This is a genomic window from Pseudoalteromonas prydzensis (assembly GCF_001661495.1).
Lineage (GTDB): Bacteria > Pseudomonadota > Gammaproteobacteria > Enterobacterales > Alteromonadaceae > Pseudoalteromonas > Pseudoalteromonas prydzensis.
Window position 1 is genome coordinate 26124 of the sequence record NZ_BDDT01000019.1, and the last position, 20390, is coordinate 46513.

The following is a 20390-nucleotide window of genomic DNA, read 5'->3' on the forward strand; positions in this document are numbered from 1 at the left end:
GTTGATCGCCGGAATTTTACACTGCGGCTTTAATCATTGGTAATTCCTTTCAAATTCTTAGTGTGACTATTTCTCTCAAAGTGCATAAATAAAACATGAGCGATACTTGATAGCACGATCAATACAATGCCTGCGATACCCAATAAAGTTTGAGTTTGTTGAAGAAAAATGTAGCCCAAAATACTAGAAAATAGAATTTGCGCATATTCAAGCGGCATTAGCTTAGATAAGTCACTTTTATTAAAAGCGAAAAACCGTGCTGCAAGTTTAGTAATAAGTAGCCCACCATATAGCGTAATTAGTAGTGCACTATTTGTATCTATAGGTTTCCACACAAAAATAGCGACGGGTAATAAGATAATCGCCGAATAGAGGGGAGCAAAAACCATTTGAGGCACAACTTTCTCTGCATTGCCGATTTTCTTTAAGTTAATATTATAAATGACTAAAATAGCTACCGCTGACAGCGCAAAGAGCAATCCTAGATAGAGATTTTGCTGCGCTACTTGGCTCGTCATTAGTTTTGGTGAAAGCAACATCATCACTCCAGCTAAATTCAAAATAATAGCGATATAGACATAGGCTTTTGGTTTTTCTCTAAAGATAAACACCGACAAAATGGATGTTATAAGTGGCACAAAAAAGTTAATCGCGGTTACTTCCGCTAAACTTAAATATTGCAGAGCATAAAACAAACATATTGTTGAACTAACACCAAGCAGTCCTCTGAAAATATGTAACTTCATTTTTTGGGGTTTAATATTTTCCCATTTACCTTTAGAGAATAATATAATGGCCGCAAAAGCAGCAATTATATTAACCAAAAAGACAACTTGGAATGGGCTGATAGCTTTACCTAAAAAACCACCGATTAGTAACATCACACTTAAAATGAGTGAATCTGACAACATCCAAATTACTGCGGCTGACTCTTTGCTAGCCATTTAATTCTCTCCCTGTGTTTGTATAGCACAAATATATGCGACAAAATTAGCGCCCCATTAGAAATCAACCACTTTGACCCCTAATAAAACTGCATCCTTTTCAGATAAAACCGCTTTAAAATACACCCATAAAAGGTACAAAACAAGGGCGTATAAAAATAATTTGAGTTGATCAGGTAGGACGCACTGTATTAATTTCGCGGATACTCGCACATTGCCATATACCAATTGCCAGTTACATGTTCGTACTTACCATAATCTTTAGCGCCGTAACCGAGCACACATAAACCTATTTTCTCAGGGTTACCAAAAACAAAATAACCTTCTTGTTGCCTATCCTGGTATGAAAAGGTAAATGCTTTTCTAATCAACCAAACACCCTGAAAATATTGAATCCAAAGAACATCTATATTTTTATTCAGTAAAAACTCAGTGAGCTCATCCAAACTTGAATCGGTCACCTTCACGAATTCTTTACTGCCTTTTTTTCTTATTAACTTATGCGCGAAACGCTCACCACTTTTATCATCAACCCATTGTACAGCCTGAAGATCTCTTTGCTCTGCAAGTAAAATGGCGTGCTCCAAATCATTCTCGTGTTTTTTGAGAAAGTTTTTAGCTTTTGATTCAGGGCTATTAACCGTAAAAAATAAAAAGCTTGCTAGAAAAATAACTACAAGCACCGAGAATAAAACAATGAATCTTGGTATCAGAGTCTTCCTACGAAACAGCTTAATATAAGGTGTATTTTCCATATGTTCCTTAAAGCAAAATAGGATTACTCATATCTAACTATTTCCGCTCATCCAATAACGTCACTAACATTTGTTCAATATTTTTCACACTGTAAGTAAGTGCGCGTATTAGCTCAACTTGGCTTTGTGGCTCATCACTGTTCGCTTTTGTTGGTTGCTGTGCGGTTAGATTATCTTTTTGAGTTAAGATTGCCTCGCGAAACTCACTGGCATCAACTACCCCAAGTAACGATACTAATGCGCCATGACCAGACTGACCTGCGGTTTCAAAGCTTAGTCGATATAAACCAAATAAACGCATCAACGGGCCTTGGCTTAACCCGACGTCAGTTATTTTTTCAAGTGGGATGGACTTTTCTTCTTTGAAAAATACACCGCGCTTTACTACCAGTTTACGCTCAAGTAATTGAGCCGACATAGCGGCTAATATACTGCCACTTACAATCCAAACAATCAGTACTATTACCGGGATAAGCGGAATAGTCACAACTCCTAAGGTGCTTGCACATACTGCAAAAATTAACCAATAAGGCTTTATTTTAGGATCAAACGTAGCACTTTTTAACATAGCTTCTGACATCGTAGTTACCCATAATCGTATTATGATTATAAATTACGCTAACTTTGCCTAGGCTGCAATTTGATCATAAAAAAACCGAGCATCTAGGATACTCGGTTCTGATTGTTTATAAAGTGTATTAATGCTTAGTTCTTATTGATCAGTACCTGCACATTATTACGATTAGGGCCAATAACCGTAAAGGTATAATTGCCTGCGTCAGTAATGGCTACATTAATATTTGCCCCTACAGCTTCAAGCAAACTTTGCTCGCCAACTATAACCTGTGGAGATTCACCTTTGCCGCCGTAGTCCACAGTGTTCCAATCTTCAGAGGCTATTTTGAACTCATAATCACCGGCATCTAAATCAAGTGATGTACTATAAATAGCATTCCCTTGATAGATTAGGGGGTTGTCGGTACCCCAGCCATTTAAGCTGCCACGTAAGTAAACTTGAGTGTCTGCAAACATTTGCGCATTAAATACACTCAGCGTGGGTGCATTCAAATCACTGGCATCAAAAATGAACTGATATTCACCCTCGGTTGCAACATCCATCGTCATATTAGCGCCTTTAACAGCTAATAACTTATCTTCGGCAACGGTTACGATTGCATCCGCTTCACCGGAACCATAATCAACGGTATCCCAATCTTCAGAAGCAATTTTAAATTCATAACTGCCTACACTGAGTATTTTAGTAAAGGTATAAACGCCTTTACCTTGATAGATTAACTCATCACTGGTGCCCCATTCATTTAAGCTGCCACGAACAAATACAGGCGTGCCAACGAATCGTTCTTCGTTATAAATTCTCAGCGTTGGATTGTCTTTATCGCTGGCATCAAACGAGAATACATAAGTTGCATCAATTGCGGCATTAAAGGTCATATTCGCGCCACTGCGCATTAAAGGCTCGGTTTGATTTTCCAACACAGCTTTATCAGCATCAGACAGCGCGCCAAAATCCACACTCGACCAATCTTCAGAGGCAATTTTAAATTCATAATCTCCCGCAGTTAAAGTAATAGCGATACGGTATTCACCATTGCCCATATACTCAAAGCTGTCAGCTGTGCCCCAATCATTTAAACTACCTCGCACATATACTGTGGTGCTGCCAAAAGGCACTACGTCTGGCGCGCCCACTGTTGCATTCGCACTTAAGCCTACACCTTGGTTCTCGCCTTGTGGTTTTACAAATACCGCGATTGTATAAGCTGGGACTGTAAATGTACCGTCGGTTTCACTGGCAGTAAAACTCACTCCAGACATACTGCTATCGGTGCTGTTTTTAAGTATTGGATGTAATTCAAACCCAGCAGCGGTTGGTACTGTATGTGAAAGCGCTTGCTCAGTTGCATTAATTACTACTACGAGCGCGTCAACTTGGTTATCTAAATCTGCAAAACCTTGACCGTCATCAATGCTCATTACAATCAAACCATGTTGCTGGTTTTTACCAACATTGTGAAAACCTACACGGTCAATAACATCTTGCTCTGTGGTGAGTCTAAATAATGGGCTGCTACTACGAATAGCTAAAAACTCTTGGAACACATCCCCTGCGTAAGCTATATCTTGCGGCTGTGCAGCAGCTTGTGGATTACCAGAGACCTTAATGATCTCAGGCCATTTCTGTTGGTTTTTCTCAGCATTAGGTAAACCAATATTCCAATTATTATTTTCTTTCGTTAAATCTACCGCATTAAACCAATCACCCGCATTGTAGCTGTCACGATCCATTGATTTTGAGCGCAGTAAATCTGCACCTAATTGCATAAACGGGATACCTTGGCTTACTAATGGAATTGCTAATGCCATATTATGCGCACGCACTCGTTGCTCAATACTCATACTTGTTGCATGTTTATATTGCAGTTGATCCCATAAGGTTTCGTTATCGTGCTTTGATACGTAGTTAATGCTGTCAGCAGGGTCTAAAGCATAAGCCGTCGGCTGCGTATTCCAGCTAAAGCTATTACCTTTTGCCGAATTACCTTTAAAGTCTTTCAGGATATAGTTTTGTAAATTACCCGCCAGTGATAAACGCAGAGTATCTTGGTCTGCTAAATTACCATCGGTCGGGTTATTGCTAAACATAGCCCCACCGCGCACAGCCTCACGGATGCGGTCATTGAATGTGCCAACTTCAGAGCCTGCCATATCAGCTTGCTTAGCTTGAGTGAACAATCGGTTATTAGCGACTTCACCAAAATCCCAGCCTTCGCCATAAAAGTAGTTGTCAGGGTCAACAGCTTGCACCGCTTCACGCGCTGCTAAAATTGATGATTTAGGCATGTGGCCCATTACATCAAAACGGAAACTGTCATAACCAAAGTCGCGAGCAAGTATGACCAGTGAATCGCTAACAAACTTGTCCATCATCACATGTTCAGTCGCGGTGTTTTCACAGCATGTTGAGCGCTCTATCGTGCCTGATACTTCATTGTATCTGTGGTAATAACCAGGCACGAGTTTATCAAACACTGATTTTTCCCAAATGCCTGATGACGTTGTATGGTTATATACCACATCAAGAACCACACGAAGACCGACTTCTTGCAGTGATTGCACCATGGCGCGTGTCTCTTTAACCCGAGCAATGCCCTCGCTGCTTGAAGCATACGAGCCTTCAGGAGCAATAAAGTGATGCGGGTCGTAACCCCAGTTAAAGCCGTCTAAATCACGCATCGCGCTGGCAAGTGCTTGTGTATCATCAGAACCCGAAAAGTAACTCTGCATTAAATCAGCAATGATGCTGTTTTTATCTTCGATTTTACAAGCATCGGCGGCATCGTCTATTCGCTCACATAACTTACCTAAGGTGTCAGTGATTTCAACGCGTTGCTCTGCATCTTCTTCAATGGTGCCAATGTCAGTGACTGGTAGTAAGTGAAAATGCGTTAAACCTTTGTCAGCTAGTTGTTTAAGATGCTGCATGGGTACACTGTCAAGCTCAGTAAATGCTAAGTATTTACCTCTGTTTGCTGCGCTTACTGACGTATCACGAACACTAAAATCACGCACATGACCTTCATAGATAATGGCATCCTCAGGGTTAGTAATTGTTGGCACAATGCGCTCGTCCCAGCCCTCTGGTTTAGTGTCGTCATCATTTAAATTGATCAACTGCGAATACAGGCCATTACTAGATACATTGAGTGAGTAAGGGTCAGTGCTCCATAAACTTTCAATCGCTTGAGTAGTGGGGTGGTAAACATCAAACGCAAAGCGGTAGTAATGACGGTCGTATTTACTATCTAAACTCACTGACCAAATACCGGTATTGTTGTCTAACGTCATGGCGGTGCTATGCACTTGTGCTTTATCGGCGTCAAATACATTAAGCATCATATTGCTAGCGGTTGGTGCCCATACTGAAACATCAATTACATTGTTATTATAATGCACGCCTAGCATGGCTTCGTTCGCGTCACTTTCACCTTGGGTGTACAGCGCATCCAACGCTTTGGCGGTTTGCACAAAACTTGCTTCAAGTAGCTTGCCATCAGCATCGTAGCCTGCAACGGCTAACTGCTGCTTAATGAGTTGCTTGGCGGTTTCGCCATCCCAATTACCTTGATAGGCAGTCCAATCTGTTAAGTGCGGTACTTTCGCTGCCTGTGCATCGGTTAAACTCGTTGTCGTTAATTCAACGGTTTTACCATTTAAGCCTGTATCAACATCAACAACCAATTCGGCGGCAGCAGATGAATGCAGCTTAATGATTTGTGTAAGCTTATTACTTGGCTTATACAGTACAGTATTTAAATCAATCCAGTGAGCTGATGCACCATCAATTGCAACTGGGCGCTCACCAAGGCTTACAACTGGGTATTCAAATACAGATGGCTCACCGTCAAAGGTGAAATTCATACGCACAAAACGCTCATCGTCTTGCATCAGTGGCATGGTTAAATCCACATCACCATGTGCTTTGCCTGAGCCTTCTGTGCCAATATGAATAATAAAATTAGCACACTCGGTGTAACCGTCTTTGAGTGCCACAATCCAGTAAGCACCATAGTTAGGATCAATACCGTCGTATTCGTGACCATCGGACCACTCTGTAGCATCAAACGGTGGCGCGTAAGCATCACAGCCGTCGGTATTCCATGAGTGTAATCGATAACCTTCGTACCCTTCATTTTCAGGGCGCTTATAAAATAAAATAGCCTCGCCTTCGCCTGCAAATACCACAGGGTCTGGTAAGTCGGGGTTATAGCCACTGGTACAGCTTTCATTATTTGCATCTGGAAATAACGGTGCGTCGCAAGAGATAGGCTCTGGGTCAACGCATTGAGTGCCTGCTGAGTTAGGCACTTGTGGTACATCGCAAGTCAACAAGGCTTGACCTGCTTTGACATCGCTACTGCCTGAGCCACCACAGCCAAACAGTAGTGTTAAGCTCACCGCTAATAGCAAATGAGTCAATTTAGTTATTTTATTCATTATTTATGCTCCAATTTGCTATTAGTGGCTATAGGTAAAACCTAAATAAACCTGACGACCAAAGTACTGGGTAGTACCGGTGATATTTTCATTGCCAAAGTAACTTTGGGTTGGTTCATCGGTAAGGTTATTAACCTGCAGCAACATGCCAAATGAGTCAGTAAATTGATAAGAGGTTTGAAAGTCGACCACGGTCTCAGCATCAAAATTGACCACCTGCTCATTGATCGCCACTTGCTCTGAGACAAAGTCTGAGCGGTAACGCACATTAAGGCGGGTTTCAAAATTATCTAAGCTGTAAAATATAGTGCCGTTTAACACGTTTTTAGACAAACCAGGTAAGCCTTGTGTAACCGTTTCACCACCTAAGCTAGTGATCGATTCAACTTCGCTTTCGGTGTATGAGTAGCTCCCGTTAAAACCGAGGCCATCAAACGGCGCGGGCAAAAACGAAAGTACTTGCGTGTAGGCAAGTTCAATACCGCGAATATAACCACCATTGGCGTTATTTACCGCCGTTGTGTAAGTGCCGTTAGTTGTGGCAACTTGCTCGCCGCTGACGGGGTTTTCTATATAGTCTGGAACGTTAAAACCGTTACCTTTAAAGTCAAACCCTTCAATGGCGATGGTATCGATAAACGAATCAATGTTTTTATAAAAACCTGCGATCACTAGCGCACCATCTGACTCATCAAAATAATGCTCATAAGAGATATCGTATTGGTCGGCATAAAATGGTTTTAAGAATGGGTTATTGGTACTTGAGCCGTTAATTTTTCCAGTAGTTTCATCAGCTTGTGCACTGGCATCTCCCGCTAGGCGATTAATCGGTGGACGCGACATCACTTTAGCCGCCGCAAAGCGTAATTGCGTGTTATCCGTTAGCTGAAAGTTTAAATTAAGGGATGGCAGATAATCGGTATACGTTGTGCCAAGTACATTAGGTAAATAATTTTGATTTATGATGCCGATACTGTCGGTAATGTTTTGGGCACCCAGTGCCAAATCACCATTAACGTTTTCTAAAATAGTGGCCGATTGGTCGGTATCTACACGGCGAATACCAATATTACCCAGCACTGGCATATTGCCAATTTCAGTATTAATATTGAGCATGGCGTAAGCTGAAAGCACTTCCTCGTATACCGAACCACTTTGTAACATAGTCCACGAGTAGTTAGTGGTGTAACCTTGTGGATCTACTACACCATCTGCGTTACCCCAGGTGGTCACCGGTGTAGGCGCACCTTCTGGGAACCACGCATTGAGCGCTTTATCTACATCAATCGCTAAATAGGATGGAAAGTAGCTAAACTCGCCTTCCCAATCAACAACATTTACCATGTCATTGGTTAAACGCAGTGGCGGCTCAGTTGCTGAGAAATCACCGTCATTGCCGTATTCAAACACCGAACGATTGTTGCTGTATTCGCGATCTGAATAACGCGCACCAAATTCCACAGAGCTAAACCAGCTGTTATCCAACTCGTATTTAAAATCAAGGCGATAAGCTTTTACTTCATCTTCATTTTGATAAGGGTAAATACCGTACTTACTGACCATTACCCGGTCGATATCGCTAAATGCAGCGGCTTGATTAAAGCCTACATCCGGTAAATTCAAACCATTGAGCTGGTAGTTTATTGATACATTTTTATCTAACACTGGTTCTTGCGCTGTCGCATCTTCGGCAACCAACGCCCACAATAAACCATTGCGGAAATTACTTTTAGCCCGTGACAACGACACATCAACGTTAACATTTAAGCGCTCTGTCACTTGCCAATCAGCGTTAATGCCATAGCTATCTACTTCGTCAAAGTCTTGGTTATCATCATTGACAATTTCAACACGAGTGTAGCCTTTTGAAGTACGATTAACAGAGGCGCCAACCACTGAATTACCCTCTAGCTGAGCGTTTGTATAAGTGGCCGTTGGGCCGCCTAACTTTACTCGTAAACCACGGGCAAATGACTCAGTATCAAAGCGTGATAAAAACACGTCTCCTTTTAATTTAAAATTATCCACCGGCACCCACTCAATCGCCGCCATATAACCGTTACGGGTTTCTTCACCCCCTAAATGCTGGAGCTCAAAGCCTTCGCTGATATATTCGTTTTCTGGTTTTACTTCAGGGCCATTAGTATCATTAGCAACACCGTCGACATCTTTATGATCGTTATAGGCCAGGCCAATAAATTGTGTTGCTACGCTTGGTTGAAATAACCGTGCATAGCCAAGGGCGACACCTAAAGTATCGTCAAGATACTTACCTTGATAGGAAAAGCTGATGCGATCGCCAAACTCAGTGGCATCGTTCACCTCTGACGCTCGGTCGTTGTACATACCTCTGGCGTTAACCACAAACTTGTGTTGCTGATCATTATTAAGCGGGCTGGCTGTTTGCAGCTCTACCGTACCTGCCACGCCGCCTTCAATTAATGACGCCTTTGGTGATTTATACACCGCAGCTGAGCTGATCAACTCAGACGGGTATTGATCAAACTCAATACTGCGACTGCCGCTAGTTGATACTTGCTCGCGACCATTCAAAGTTGAAAATACAAAGCCACCGGACATACCGCGAATGTTGATTTCTGCCGCTTGCCCGCCGGTTCGTACCGCAGAGATCCCCGGCAGTCGTGTCAGTGCATCTGCCATAGATACATCAGGCAAAGCGCCTAAATCATCCGCCGACAACTGCTCTGATACCGTATCGGTAAAGCGTTTTTGATTAAGTGATTGGATTAAACTACGACTAAAGCCACGCACTTCAATGACTTCAAGGTCCTCGTCTAGTTGTGGTTTTTTTGCGGTGTTTGGTGCGTCACTTTCAGCCGCCGCCAATGCATTGCAGGTTGCAAACATCGCGAGCATTAACGCACTCAGTTTGAATTTCCCCATAAGTTTCCTACCCTATTGATTTTATAATTGTGTGCTGTTTATTTTTAATTTGTGGATAAAATAAAACCAACAAAGTGTAACCAAATAGTAAATTAAGTGTGATGAATACGTATGCAGCAGAAAGGGTAATAGCTAGCAAGGAGAGGAACTTAGTTTCTAAGTGTTGCGATCATGTAGATAACGTGAAATAAATTAACTGACCAATAGAGTAACTGAGTTTTACAACGCTCGCATATAGGGGAGTTGAAAATTACTAAGAGTAGCTTTTAAGGTAAGCGGTAAGGATTGCTAAAATTTAATAACCTACACCATAAGCACCACTCTTATTGCCAACCCTATAAAAACCACCGCTAATATTTTATCAAGCCAAGGGGATGATTTAGTAAAAGCAAAACGCTTTTTTGAAAGCTCTGTCAAGGCTGCAACAAGCAAATACCAGCCGGTATCAATCAACAACACGGTTAAACACATGATCATACCAACCTGAAAAGTTAAGTTTACAGGGTCAATAAACTGTGAGAACAAGGCTAAAAAGAATACAGCGAGTTTAGGGTTCAAAAATGCGATAGCAAAACCATCTTGTAGCGCTTGTTTGCTATTACCACTTTGCTGAGCAATCTGTAACTCATCAGCACTTGGTTTTGCTAATAAGATTTTAATTCCTAAATATGCCAAGTATGCTGCGCCTAGATACACTAACACTTGATATACAGTGGGAAATTGCAACATCAGCGCACCGAGGCCAAGTAACGATGCTGCGGCATAAAAACCGACACCAACACCATGACTTAGCGCTGCCAGCATGCCATTTTTCATACTGCCATGAATGCTGTGTTTTAACACCACAGCCAAACTTGGCCCAGGTGACATTGCACCCATCATACAGACAGCGACTAAACTGAGCCACAGTGATAGTGTCATCTACAACTCGTTATTTTCAATGAGCAACGCATAGCCATTCGCTTCGCCGAAAAACCCTGTGATTGAGCTTACATTTATGACTTTCCAGCCATCTTGGTTTAACTGATAAATCTTTTCATTAAGTGCTTTAATATCTGCGCCACCAAAAAAACGCGTCTTTTTAAATTCTATTATTTTTTGCACTGCTATAACCTTTTAAAGTTGATACTCAAAATCATAAAAATGAATACCAGCTTCGATGCGAATTGCCATTTTCCCGCTAAGGCCGGTAAGTTCATGGCTACCCGAATCTGGCACTACATTTAAAATCAATGAATCTTGGCCTTTATCCATAGTACCAAAATGTTGCAGGACAAAGCTGCCTTGTTTACCTGCAAGAGTACCAACTACTTGTTCAATTGCCACATAACCGGCACTACCTTGGGTGGCGGTCATGGCGCTGAGCATTTCGCCGGTGCTGGTCGCCTCAAGCTCCCCAATAAAGGTTTTATCAATCGACATACGACCTAAATTTACGCCATCAATGCCTTTTGCATAGCCTTCAATGGGGTTGAGTTTAACGTTAAATTCACCGGTTATTTTATGAGTTGCCATGTTAGTCCCTTAGTTGTTATGAAGTTAGTTATTGAAATTATGATTTAAGTAACCATATCTATACCCTATTGCACAAAAAGAATCCAGCATGAGCACCAATAAAGCCGAGCCAAAAGACAAAGCTGCTTTTAGTAGTTTGATTCCGATTTTTCAGTTTATTAAACCCTATAAATGGGTGGTATTTTCGGCGCTTGTGGCGCTACTTGTAACCGCTGGGGTTAATTTATCACTGGGCCAAGGGGTTAAATTTGTAATCGATCATGGCTTTATTGCCGGCTCTCAAGAGCAATTAAAACAAGCCATAATCGTGCTAATTGGCTTAATCAGCCTATTAGCCATCGGCACCTTTAGTCGCTTTTATTTAATGTCGTGGATTGGTGAGCGCGTTAGTAACGATATTCGCAAAGCGGTATTTGATCGCATAGTTACTTTGCATCCAAGTTATTTTGAAGAGAACCGCAGCGGCGAGCTAATGTCGCGCTTAACAACCGACACCACTTTATTGCAGTCAATCATTGGCTCGTCATTTTCCATGGCACTGCGCAGCGCACTAATGTTGGTAGGTGGTTTAGCCATGTTGTTATTTACTAATTTAAAGCTCACTTTAGTGGTGGTGGCTTGTGTGCCCTTGGTGCTCGTACCAATGATGATTTTTGGTAAAAAAGTTCGCAAGCTTGCCAGCTCTAGCCAAGATGCCATTGCCGATATCAGCACTTATGCCGGTGAAATAATTCAAAATATTAAAGTAGTGCAAAGTTATAGTCATGAACAACGTGAGCAAGCCGCATTTGCCGCTGAAACCGAAAAAGCTTTTAAGGTTGCTAAAAGTCGTATTAAACAACGTTCGTTTTTAATTGCCGCAGTGATATTTTTAACCTTTAGCGCCATTAGTGTGATGCTGTGGGTCGGTGGTAGTGATGTACTGGCAGGGACTATGAGTGGTGGTGAGCTAGGTGCATTTGTGTTTTATGCCATTATGGTGGCAATGTCGGTAGCAACGGTGGCCGAGGTCTATGGCGAGCTGCAACGCGCGGCGGGTGCCGCAGCAAGACTACTTGAATTACTCGCGGTAAAAAGCGAAATAGTTAACCCAGTACAACATCTTGATGACCAGTTACACAACAATACTGATTTAGCCGCCATAGAGCTCAGTAATATTACCTTTAACTACCCGTCCCGACCTGATGTTAGTGCACTTAAAAATGTATCACTCAGTATTGAGCAAGGGCAAACGGTGGCGATTGTAGGTCCTTCTGGTGCTGGTAAAACCACGTTATTTGAATTACTGCAACGTTTTTACGACCCTGCCACTGGCGCTATAAAATTCCATGGCATTGATATAAAAGATCTATCACTCAATACGCTACGAAACAGCATGGGCATGGTGGCACAAAACCCGATATTGTTTAGCTCTGATGTAATGCATAACATTCGTTATGGCAACCCAGATGCAACCGACGAACAAGTATATTCCGCAGCCAAACACGCCCATGCTGATGAATTTATTGCGCAACTACCTAATGGTTATGCAAGCTTTTTAGGTGAGCAAGGAGTGCGCTTATCTGGCGGGCAAAAACAACGTATTGTACTAGCACGCGCAATATTAAAAGACCCCGAGATACTGTTACTTGATGAAGCAACCAGCGCCCTTGATGCACAAAGTGAGCATCATGTGCAAGCTGCGCTGGAGCACTTAATGCAAAACAGAACCACTTTGATCATTGCTCATCGCCTCGCCACAGTAAAACACGCCGACGTTATTGTGGTAATGGAACAAGGTGAAATTATAGCAACAGGGACTCACCAACAGTTATTAGCGACAAACCCGCTATATCAAAAATTATGTGAGTTGCAGTTTAATAGGGATTGAAAGCGGTAAGCGGTAAGCGGTAAGCGGTAAGCGGTAAGCGGTAAGCGGTAAGCGGTAAGCGGTAAGCGGTAAGCGGTAAGCGGTAAGCGGTAAGCGGTAAGCGGTAAGCGGTAAATAATCTCAATCATTTGCTTAGGTAGCAAATGATTGAGATAAAACATTAACCTTCGGTATTAGGTACGATTTGAATTTCTACACGACGGTTTTGCGCTCGGCCGTTGGCGCTGTCGTTACTGGCGATTGGACGAGTTTCGCCGTAACCGCGAGTACTAATACGTGCCGCTAGAATTTGCTGATTCACTAAGTAACTTTTAACACTCTGCGCACGCTGCTCAGATAGGTTCATATTGTAGCTGTCTTTGCCTGTGCTATCTGTATGACCTTCGATGCTTAGGTAGGTTTTTTCATATTTGTTCATCACTTTTGCAATAGCATCTAAAGTGTTATGAAACCCTGATGAAATATACGATTGATCAGTCGCAAAAGTGATATTTGATGGCATCACTAAACGTAAGTTATCGCCTTCACGCACAACTTCTACACCTGAGCCTGCGAGCTCATCACGAAATGCTGCTTCTTGCTTATCCATGTAATCACCAACAGCTGCGCCTGCTAGCGCACCAATAGCGGCACCAATAAAGATACGTTTATCATCATGATCTCCCGTTGCCTTACCAAGCACAGCACCGGTAGCTGCACCAATGCCTGCGCCCATACCTGTGTTGGTGGTTTCACAACCGGTTAGTAATAGCCCAACAATTGTTGCCGTTAGTAATGGTTTGGTTAAAGTCATGGTATCTCCTGGTTATTATTTCTTTCATTAACATCTATTATGCAACAATTGCAATGAACGAAATATGAAGAAGATGTTAAAAGCACAGCGCCTACTGAACCACGGTAGAGGTAATTGAACAGCTATACATATACCCAGCTAAACATGATAAAAACAAATAAACACATATTTCCTGTACTCAGATACAATCTGGATGAACCATCTAAATGTCACGAAAATTTGTCATAATGTAATTATCTCAATATTAAGAGCGATACGTTTATGTTGCTTGTTATTTTTAAACAGTTTTTCTTACTTGGTTGTATGAGCTTTGGCGGGCCTGCAGCACATCTAGGTTATTTTAAACGCCACTTTGTTGATAACTTACAATGGCTCAATGCGCAGCGTTATGCGCAACTGATCAGCCTTAGTCAAGCTTTGCCTGGGCCTGGCTCAAGTCAGGTTGGCTTCGCGATTGGTGTAGAACGTGCTGGGGTATTAGGCGGTATTGTGGCATTTATTGGCTTTACCTTGCCGTCATTTTTGATCATGGCGCTACTCGCCATCAGCGCCCATCAATTTGACGCTATTTATTTCGCAATTATTGCCGGTTTAAAATTGTTTGCTGTGGTGATCGTCGCTGATGCAACCCTTAGTATGGCAAAAAGTTTTTGTACTAGCTGGGCTCTTAAAGCGATTGCTGTATTAAGTACTTCAGTGCTGATATTAGTTCCTAACTTAAGCAGCCAAATTTTAGTACTCGTTATTGCAGCGGTAATTGGCGCTTTTTATCCTTTACTGAAACTAGCCCCAGATGAAGCCTCTAGTGAGAGCCGTAGCCTCGCAATTAATTGGCCCGCCTTAATACTATTTGCACTGTTATTGCTGGTTAGTTTTGTACCATTAGGTTCTCAATTTTCGGCGTTTGCACCTTTTTATCAAGCCGGTGCAATGGTATTTGGCGGCGGTCATGTTGTGTTGCCGGTTTTACAAGCAGGTTTACCAAGTTTACCAACCGAGCAATTTTTAAGTGCCTACGCGAGTGCGCAAGCCGTGCCAGGCCCCATGTTTACCATTGCAACTTATCTTGGTGCTGAACTCAATAATAATCAGCCATTAATGGGGGCAGTGGTTGCCACTTTGCTAATTTTCACCCCAGGATTTTTATTGATGTTAGCATTTCAAAAAAGCTGGTTACAATTAGCGCAGAGACCGCGTTTTGCTAGTAGCATAGCTGCACTCAACGCTGCCGTTGTGGGATTTTTAGCCGCAGCATTGTATTCACCGATTTGGACATCAGCCGTTCACTCTATTTGGCATATAGTGATTGTTGCCGCCGCTTTTACATGGTTAAGACTTGCAAAGCCACCTATTTGGTGGCTGTTAATCGCATTTGTTAGTCTTGGTCTACTCCAGTATTATTTGCCACTTTAATCGTAGGTTTAATACCAGTTGGGTTAATTGGTGCAGGGCTAAATTGCCCTGTTACGCTTTGATAAGGACGCAAATCAAAAATAGGTAAAACGGCAAGTAAATGATCCATGATCTCTGCTTGCAGGTGCTCATACGATATCCAACGTTTGTCTTCACTAAAACAGTAAAACTCAATAGGTAAACCATGATTTAATGGTTGCAACTCACGCACCATCAAGGTCAGTGAAGTATTGATCTTACTATGTTGCTTTAAATACCCTTCAGCATAACGACGGAACAACCCTAAGTTTGATACCGGATCAGGTAAGGTATTCATTTTAATATAGTCTTTCAGCGCGATAGTTTGGCCAATGGTTTTAGTAAGCTCATCGTCCGCTAAACGAATACTGTTCATATCAATATTCAGTGAACGCTTAATACGACGCCCACCCGACTCTTGCATCCCGCGCCAGTTTTTAAACGAACCTGCTACCAGCATATAAGTTGGAATAGTCGTAATAGTGTTATCCCAGTTGCGTACTTTTACGGTGTTTAAGCCTAAATCAATCACCTCACCATCCGCGCCGTAATTATCTACTTGGATCCAGTCACCATAGGTCACTAAGCGGTTTGCAGCGATTTGAATGCTAGCAACAAAACCTAAAATAGTGTCTTTAAATACCAATAAGGTAACTGCGGCAATTGCACCAAAACCAGAGAGAATATAAGTGGGTGATTTTTCAAGTACAATACTGACTATCAAGATGGCACAAATCATGAAAGTGATTAGCTTAACAACTTGAATTAGACCTTGAATGGGCACTTCACGGGCAAACTCTAGCTGGTTATAAATACCTCCAGCAATACTGACGATACTACTAATAATAAAACCAACATGAATAATAAGCAGCGTTTGGCCAATCGTTTTAAATACCTCAGCGGCAAATTCACCAACGGGGTAAACGCTGTCAAACGTCGCCAAGAATAATACACAACACAACATGCCAGCAAAACGGCGATTAAGCTTAGTCAGCATTGGTGCCAAAACACCGATTCGTTCGGGAGATAGTTTTGTCACCACTTTTTGAATGCCTGGCAACATTAAGCGACGGGTAAATAAATACAGGACTAAGAGCGAGAACACCCCGATCGCGGTGGCGGTAAGGGAGCTAAACAACGCTGTATCAGGCATACCTTCAAACCAAGGTGTTACTAATTGCTGTAGACGAGTTTGTGTAGTCACGGTTGTTCAATCTCCTTATTATTGATTATTACAGCGTCAAATGCCTGCTCGGCATACGCTGTAGCCAATTCACTATCTTTACTTAACCATAATTGGTTGATCGATTCTTGGAAACGCGCTCTAAACTGGCTATCTTGCTGGTAGTTACCCAATAATTCAGAGCTTACAGGCACTAAGCTAATATTAACGGTTACTTTATCTAAACGCCCGCGTAAAAAACTACCACAAATATGATTACTTTGCGCTTGGTACAATAGGGTTGTATTGAGAATGGCATCAAATTGATCGCCAAGTACTTCTAATGCAAATGCAACGCCGCCTGCTTTAGGTTTTAATAAATGCGTAAAGGGGCTTTGTTGTGCGTGATGCTTTGCTTTGGTAAACCGGGTGCCTTCAACAAAATTAATAATGGTGGTTGGGTGACTACGGAAATTACGGCAGCTATGCTTAGTACGTGCAACATCAAGGCCTTTAAGTTCTGGATTTTTAGCAAGCTGAGCCTTACTCACTCGCTTCATAAATGGCATCCCCATAGCCCACGCACCAGAGCCAATAAGCGGCACATATTTAAGCTCATCTTTTAAAAAGAACTTAGGCGCGGGCAACACATCAATGGCACTAAGTACCACAATATCAAGCCAACTAAAATGATTTGATATCAGTAAGTACCAACCGAGTTTATTGACATCCCCATTAATAACTGTGGTGATTTCTGCGTTGCTTAACTTTAAACCGAGTCTGTTACCACTACACCAACCTTGATAAGCACTATGCAGTAAGTTACTTACCCAAGCCATAGGCAATACTAGCTTTATTAACCCAAGTGCTAGCACAATGCAGCCCCACAGTAACGTATTACTAAAAAGTACAACGCCTACAGTAAGGCCGTTTAGCCATTTCGGTATGATATTTTTTAGCATGTGTACTCACTGTTAAAAATCACTTAGCTTGTTGCTCAAGTTTAACAAGTTGCTGCTCTTTCTCTTGCCATAAGCGATTTAATTCTGATTGGAAGCTTACTCTAAACTCTGAGTCGCCAGTGTAATCGCCAATTAATTCTTCACTTACCGGTATAACCTCAACGTGTACGTTGATCTGCTTAACTCGACCACTGGCAAAATCAACAAAGGTGGGTATGCCATCAGGATACTGAATTGTTACGTTTACTACTTTAGATATTTGCTCCCCCATTGCTTGCATTACAAATGCAACACCACCGGCTTTTGGTTTCAACAAGTGTGGAAACGGACTATTTTGACGCTGGTGCTTTGCCTCTGTAAAACGCGTACCTTCTACAAAGTTAACAATACTCACTGGCATTTCTTTAAATTTTTCGCAGGCTTTACGCGTCGTTTCTAAATCTTTACCACGCAGTTTGGGGTTCTTTTTAAGCTGGCTTTTACTGGTGCGGGTCATAAACGGGAAATCTAGCGCCCACCACGCCAAGCCTAAAATTGGCACATAGAGTAGCTCTTTTTTTAAGAAGAAGTTTAAAAATGGGATACGGCGATTCAATAAACGCTGTAGTACCAAAATATCCACCCAGCTTTGATGGTTGGCAATAACCAAGTACCAGTCTTTTAACTTAACGTCCTCAAGACCGGTAACGTTTAATTGATACGGTGTAAAGACATTTTGATTTAACGAGTTACAAGTCACCCACATAGTCGCACACTTTTTAGCCGCCCAACTCATGGCTTTTTGCAATGGTTTAATCGGCAGTAATTTAATTAAGCCACAAATAAAAATCGGGATAAACCAAATCACAGTATTTATGGTGTAGAAAAATATACTAAAAATACAACGGATCAAAGACATTACTACTTAATTCCTTTCATTAAAACTGTTCGGTGACGTATAACATATTATGCAGTATCGCAATTAATCTTCAAAATAGGTATACCCTGCAAGGCCGGCATTTAGCTCCGCTAAATATTGCTGCTTAACAGGTTCACTAATATCTAATTGTTGGACTGTGGTAGCAAAGTTCTCCGCAAAAATATCGCTATCATAATCAACAAACTTTAATACATCCTTAACGCTATCACCCTTAATCGCATTAGTAAGCTGATAGCCTTGCTCGGTGAGTTCGACGTGCACAGAGTCAGTATCACCAAACAAGTTATGTAGGTCCCCCAATATCTCTTGGTACGCACCAACCATAAACATAGCAATGTGGTACTGCTGCCCAGGTACATATTGTGGAATAGGCAAACTGGTTTCAATCCCTGCCCCCTCAACATATTCACGAATTTGACCGTCAGAATCACAGGTAATATCCTGAATAATGGCACGTTGTGTTAGCGGCTTGTCGAGATTTTCAATCGGCATTACCGGAAATAACTGCTGAATGCCCCAAACATCAGGCAATGATTGAAATAATGAAAAATTCACAAACAGTTTATCAGCTAATTTTTCGTTTAAGTCATCAAGCACTTCACGGTGCGCACGGGCATTGCTTAATGAAGCTCGAACACGATGCAAAATAGTAAAATAAAGCTGCTCTATTTTTGCCCACTCCAGCATGCTTACTAAACCATGTACGTATTGATCATGTGCTTCGCTAAATAAATGCATCGCATCGTGGTAAATTTCCAGTGCCATACGTGGGTTTAAACGCTGTAAACATTGCCACATCTCATCAAGTACTAAGGCACTATTTGGCGCAGGCGCACTTGGGTTACTGTGATTAGGTGCTTGTTCTACGTCAATAACATCAGTGATCAACACTGCGTGGTGCGCAGTGAGTGCACGACCTGATTCTGTAATAATCGCTGGATGCGATAGTTCATGCTGCTCACAGACTTCTGCAAACGCATTAACTACATTACGGGCATATTCTTCAACCGTGTAATTCATCGAACAGGCACTACGTGAACCAGAACCTTCGTAATCAACACCTAAACCACCACCAACATCCACCGTATTAAGTGGCACACCTAATTGGCTTAATTCGGCAAAGTGACGTGAACATTCACGTAAAGCACGGTGAATATCACGAATATTGGCAATTTGCGAACCAATATGAAAATGCACCATTTGCATTAAATGCAGCTTGTTATGTTGTTTAAGTACTTCAACGGCAGTTAACACTTGCCCAGCCGTTAAGCCAAATTTACCTTTTTCGCCACCGGTATTTTGCCACTTGCCTTTGCCCACTGAATTTAAACGGATACGAATACCAATAGCGGGTTCTATGCCTAAATCTTCAATTTCAGCTAATAAGGTTGTTAATTCGGAGAGTTTTTCAACCACAATTTTTACTTTGTGACCCATTGCTTGGCCAATGCAAGCTAAACGTAAAAACTCACTGTCTTTATAGCCATTACACACAATCGTGATCGGTTGCTTCGCGACACCCAAAATTGCCATTAATTCAGGTTTAGAGCCAGCCTCCAAGCCAACTAAACCACTCGGGTGTGCTAATAGTTTGCTGACCACGGAACGTTGTTGGTTTACTTTAATCGGGTATACACAAGTATATTGCCCTTGATAAGCACGCGCATTACGGGCACTACTAAATGCACTGGTGAGTGTATCAACCCGATTTTGCAAAATATCGGTAAAACGCACTAATACAGGTAGCGTTAATCCTTGTTTTTTGAACTGCTCAGTCAACTCGGTTAATGAAATAGCGGCTTTAGTTTGATCACCATCCGGATAGGCAACAAGCTCACCTTGGCTATTGATATCAAAGTAACCATCGCTCCAATGTGCGACGTTATATGTAGAGCGTGCTGTATCTAAACCCCAGGTCATGGCAAATTCTTCTATAGTTAACTGTTTGGCGGAATCACGTATTTTAATACGTCATAACTCCCTACGCTAACAAAAAATGACCTTTAAACCAAAGCAAGGATAAAATATTCGCTATACTGGTTAAAATTTCATTGAGCAAAACGCCAAGCACTGGCAGAATTGCCCCTTTTTCATACTCAACTCAAAAGTGTAACTAGCG

The 20390-nt window shown here is 41.9% G+C and carries 15 protein-coding genes; 2 read left to right on the plus strand and 13 right to left on the minus strand.

The window, feature by feature from the left end; genetic code table 11:
* Window positions 1-29: 29 nt before the first annotated feature.
* From A7968_RS21100 to A7968_RS21135, 8 genes are all read right to left on the minus strand, one after another.
* Window positions 30-944: a DMT family transporter gene (locus tag A7968_RS21100; RefSeq protein ID WP_064668488.1), complete on the minus strand. Its 915-nt coding sequence runs from the start codon at window positions 942-944 to the stop codon at window positions 30-32.
* A 191-nt stretch (window positions 945-1135) separates the two neighbouring features.
* Window positions 1136-1699: a hypothetical protein gene (locus tag A7968_RS21105; RefSeq protein ID WP_064668489.1), complete on the minus strand. Its 564-nt coding sequence runs from the start codon at window positions 1697-1699 to the stop codon at window positions 1136-1138.
* A gap of 37 nt (window positions 1700-1736) precedes the next feature.
* On the minus strand, window positions 1737-2279 hold the full coding sequence (locus A7968_RS21110) for a PH domain-containing protein (RefSeq protein WP_064668490.1): 543 nt from the start codon (window positions 2277-2279) through the stop codon (window positions 1737-1739).
* 125 nt (window positions 2280-2404) lie between these two features.
* Window positions 2405-6715 carry an alpha-1,6-glucosidase domain-containing protein gene (locus A7968_RS21115; protein ID WP_064668491.1) on the minus strand — a complete coding sequence of 1437 codons (4311 nt, stop codon included), beginning with the start codon at window positions 6713-6715 and terminating at the stop codon, window positions 2405-2407.
* A gap of 21 nt (window positions 6716-6736) precedes the next feature.
* Window positions 6737-9619: a TonB-dependent receptor gene (locus A7968_RS21120; protein WP_064668492.1), complete on the minus strand. Its 2883-nt coding sequence runs from the start codon at window positions 9617-9619 to the stop codon at window positions 6737-6739.
* A 303-nt stretch (window positions 9620-9922) separates the two neighbouring features.
* Window positions 9923-10540 (minus strand): LysE family translocator, encoded by a 618-nt coding sequence (locus tag A7968_RS21125; RefSeq protein ID WP_064668493.1) that lies wholly within the window; start codon window positions 10538-10540, stop codon window positions 9923-9925.
* A complete protein-coding gene (locus A7968_RS21130; RefSeq protein ID WP_064668494.1) occupies window positions 10541-10723 on the minus strand; it encodes a hypothetical protein in 183 nt (60 codons plus the stop codon).
* 12 nt (window positions 10724-10735) lie between these two features.
* Window positions 10736-11134 (minus strand): DUF3224 domain-containing protein, encoded by a 399-nt coding sequence (locus A7968_RS21135; protein ID WP_064668495.1) that lies wholly within the window; start codon window positions 11132-11134, stop codon window positions 10736-10738.
* Window positions 11135-11222: 88 nt separating this feature from the next.
* Between A7968_RS21135 and A7968_RS21140 the strand changes: the two genes are divergently transcribed.
* Complete coding sequence (locus A7968_RS21140) at window positions 11223-13004, plus strand: ABC transporter transmembrane domain-containing protein (protein WP_064668496.1); 1782 nt, start codon at window positions 11223-11225, stop codon at window positions 13002-13004.
* Window positions 13005-13164: 160 nt separating this feature from the next.
* On the opposite strand, the gene A7968_RS21150 is transcribed toward A7968_RS21140, so the two are convergent.
* Window positions 13165-13797, minus strand: a complete 633-nt coding sequence (locus tag A7968_RS21150; protein ID WP_064668498.1) for a YiaD family glycine zipper/OmpA-like lipoprotein — start codon at window positions 13795-13797, stop codon at window positions 13165-13167.
* Between the two features lie 261 nt (window positions 13798-14058).
* Between A7968_RS21150 and chrA the strand changes: the two genes are divergently transcribed.
* Entirely contained in the window at window positions 14059-15210 is a 1152-nt protein-coding gene (gene chrA, locus A7968_RS21155; protein ID WP_064668499.1) for a chromate efflux transporter, read from the plus strand.
* Here the strand turns inward: chrA and A7968_RS21160 are convergent.
* From A7968_RS21160 to speA, 4 genes are all read right to left on the minus strand, one after another.
* On the minus strand, window positions 15173-16381 hold the full coding sequence (locus A7968_RS21160) for a mechanosensitive ion channel family protein (RefSeq protein WP_064668533.1): 1209 nt from the start codon (window positions 16379-16381) through the stop codon (window positions 15173-15175). The two genes, chrA and A7968_RS21160, sit on opposite strands and share 38 nt — an antisense overlap.
* A gap of 47 nt (window positions 16382-16428) precedes the next feature.
* Window positions 16429-17352: a 1-acylglycerol-3-phosphate O-acyltransferase, YihG family gene (yihG, locus tag A7968_RS21165; RefSeq protein ID WP_064668500.1), complete on the minus strand. Its 924-nt coding sequence runs from the start codon at window positions 17350-17352 to the stop codon at window positions 16429-16431.
* A gap of 19 nt (window positions 17353-17371) precedes the next feature.
* Window positions 17372-18250, minus strand: a complete 879-nt coding sequence (yihG, locus tag A7968_RS21170) for a 1-acylglycerol-3-phosphate O-acyltransferase, YihG family (protein WP_064668501.1) — start codon at window positions 18248-18250, stop codon at window positions 17372-17374.
* A gap of 63 nt (window positions 18251-18313) precedes the next feature.
* Window positions 18314-20191, minus strand: a complete 1878-nt coding sequence (speA, locus tag A7968_RS21175) for a biosynthetic arginine decarboxylase (protein ID WP_064668502.1) — start codon at window positions 20189-20191, stop codon at window positions 18314-18316.
* Window positions 20192-20390 lie beyond the last annotated feature (199 nt).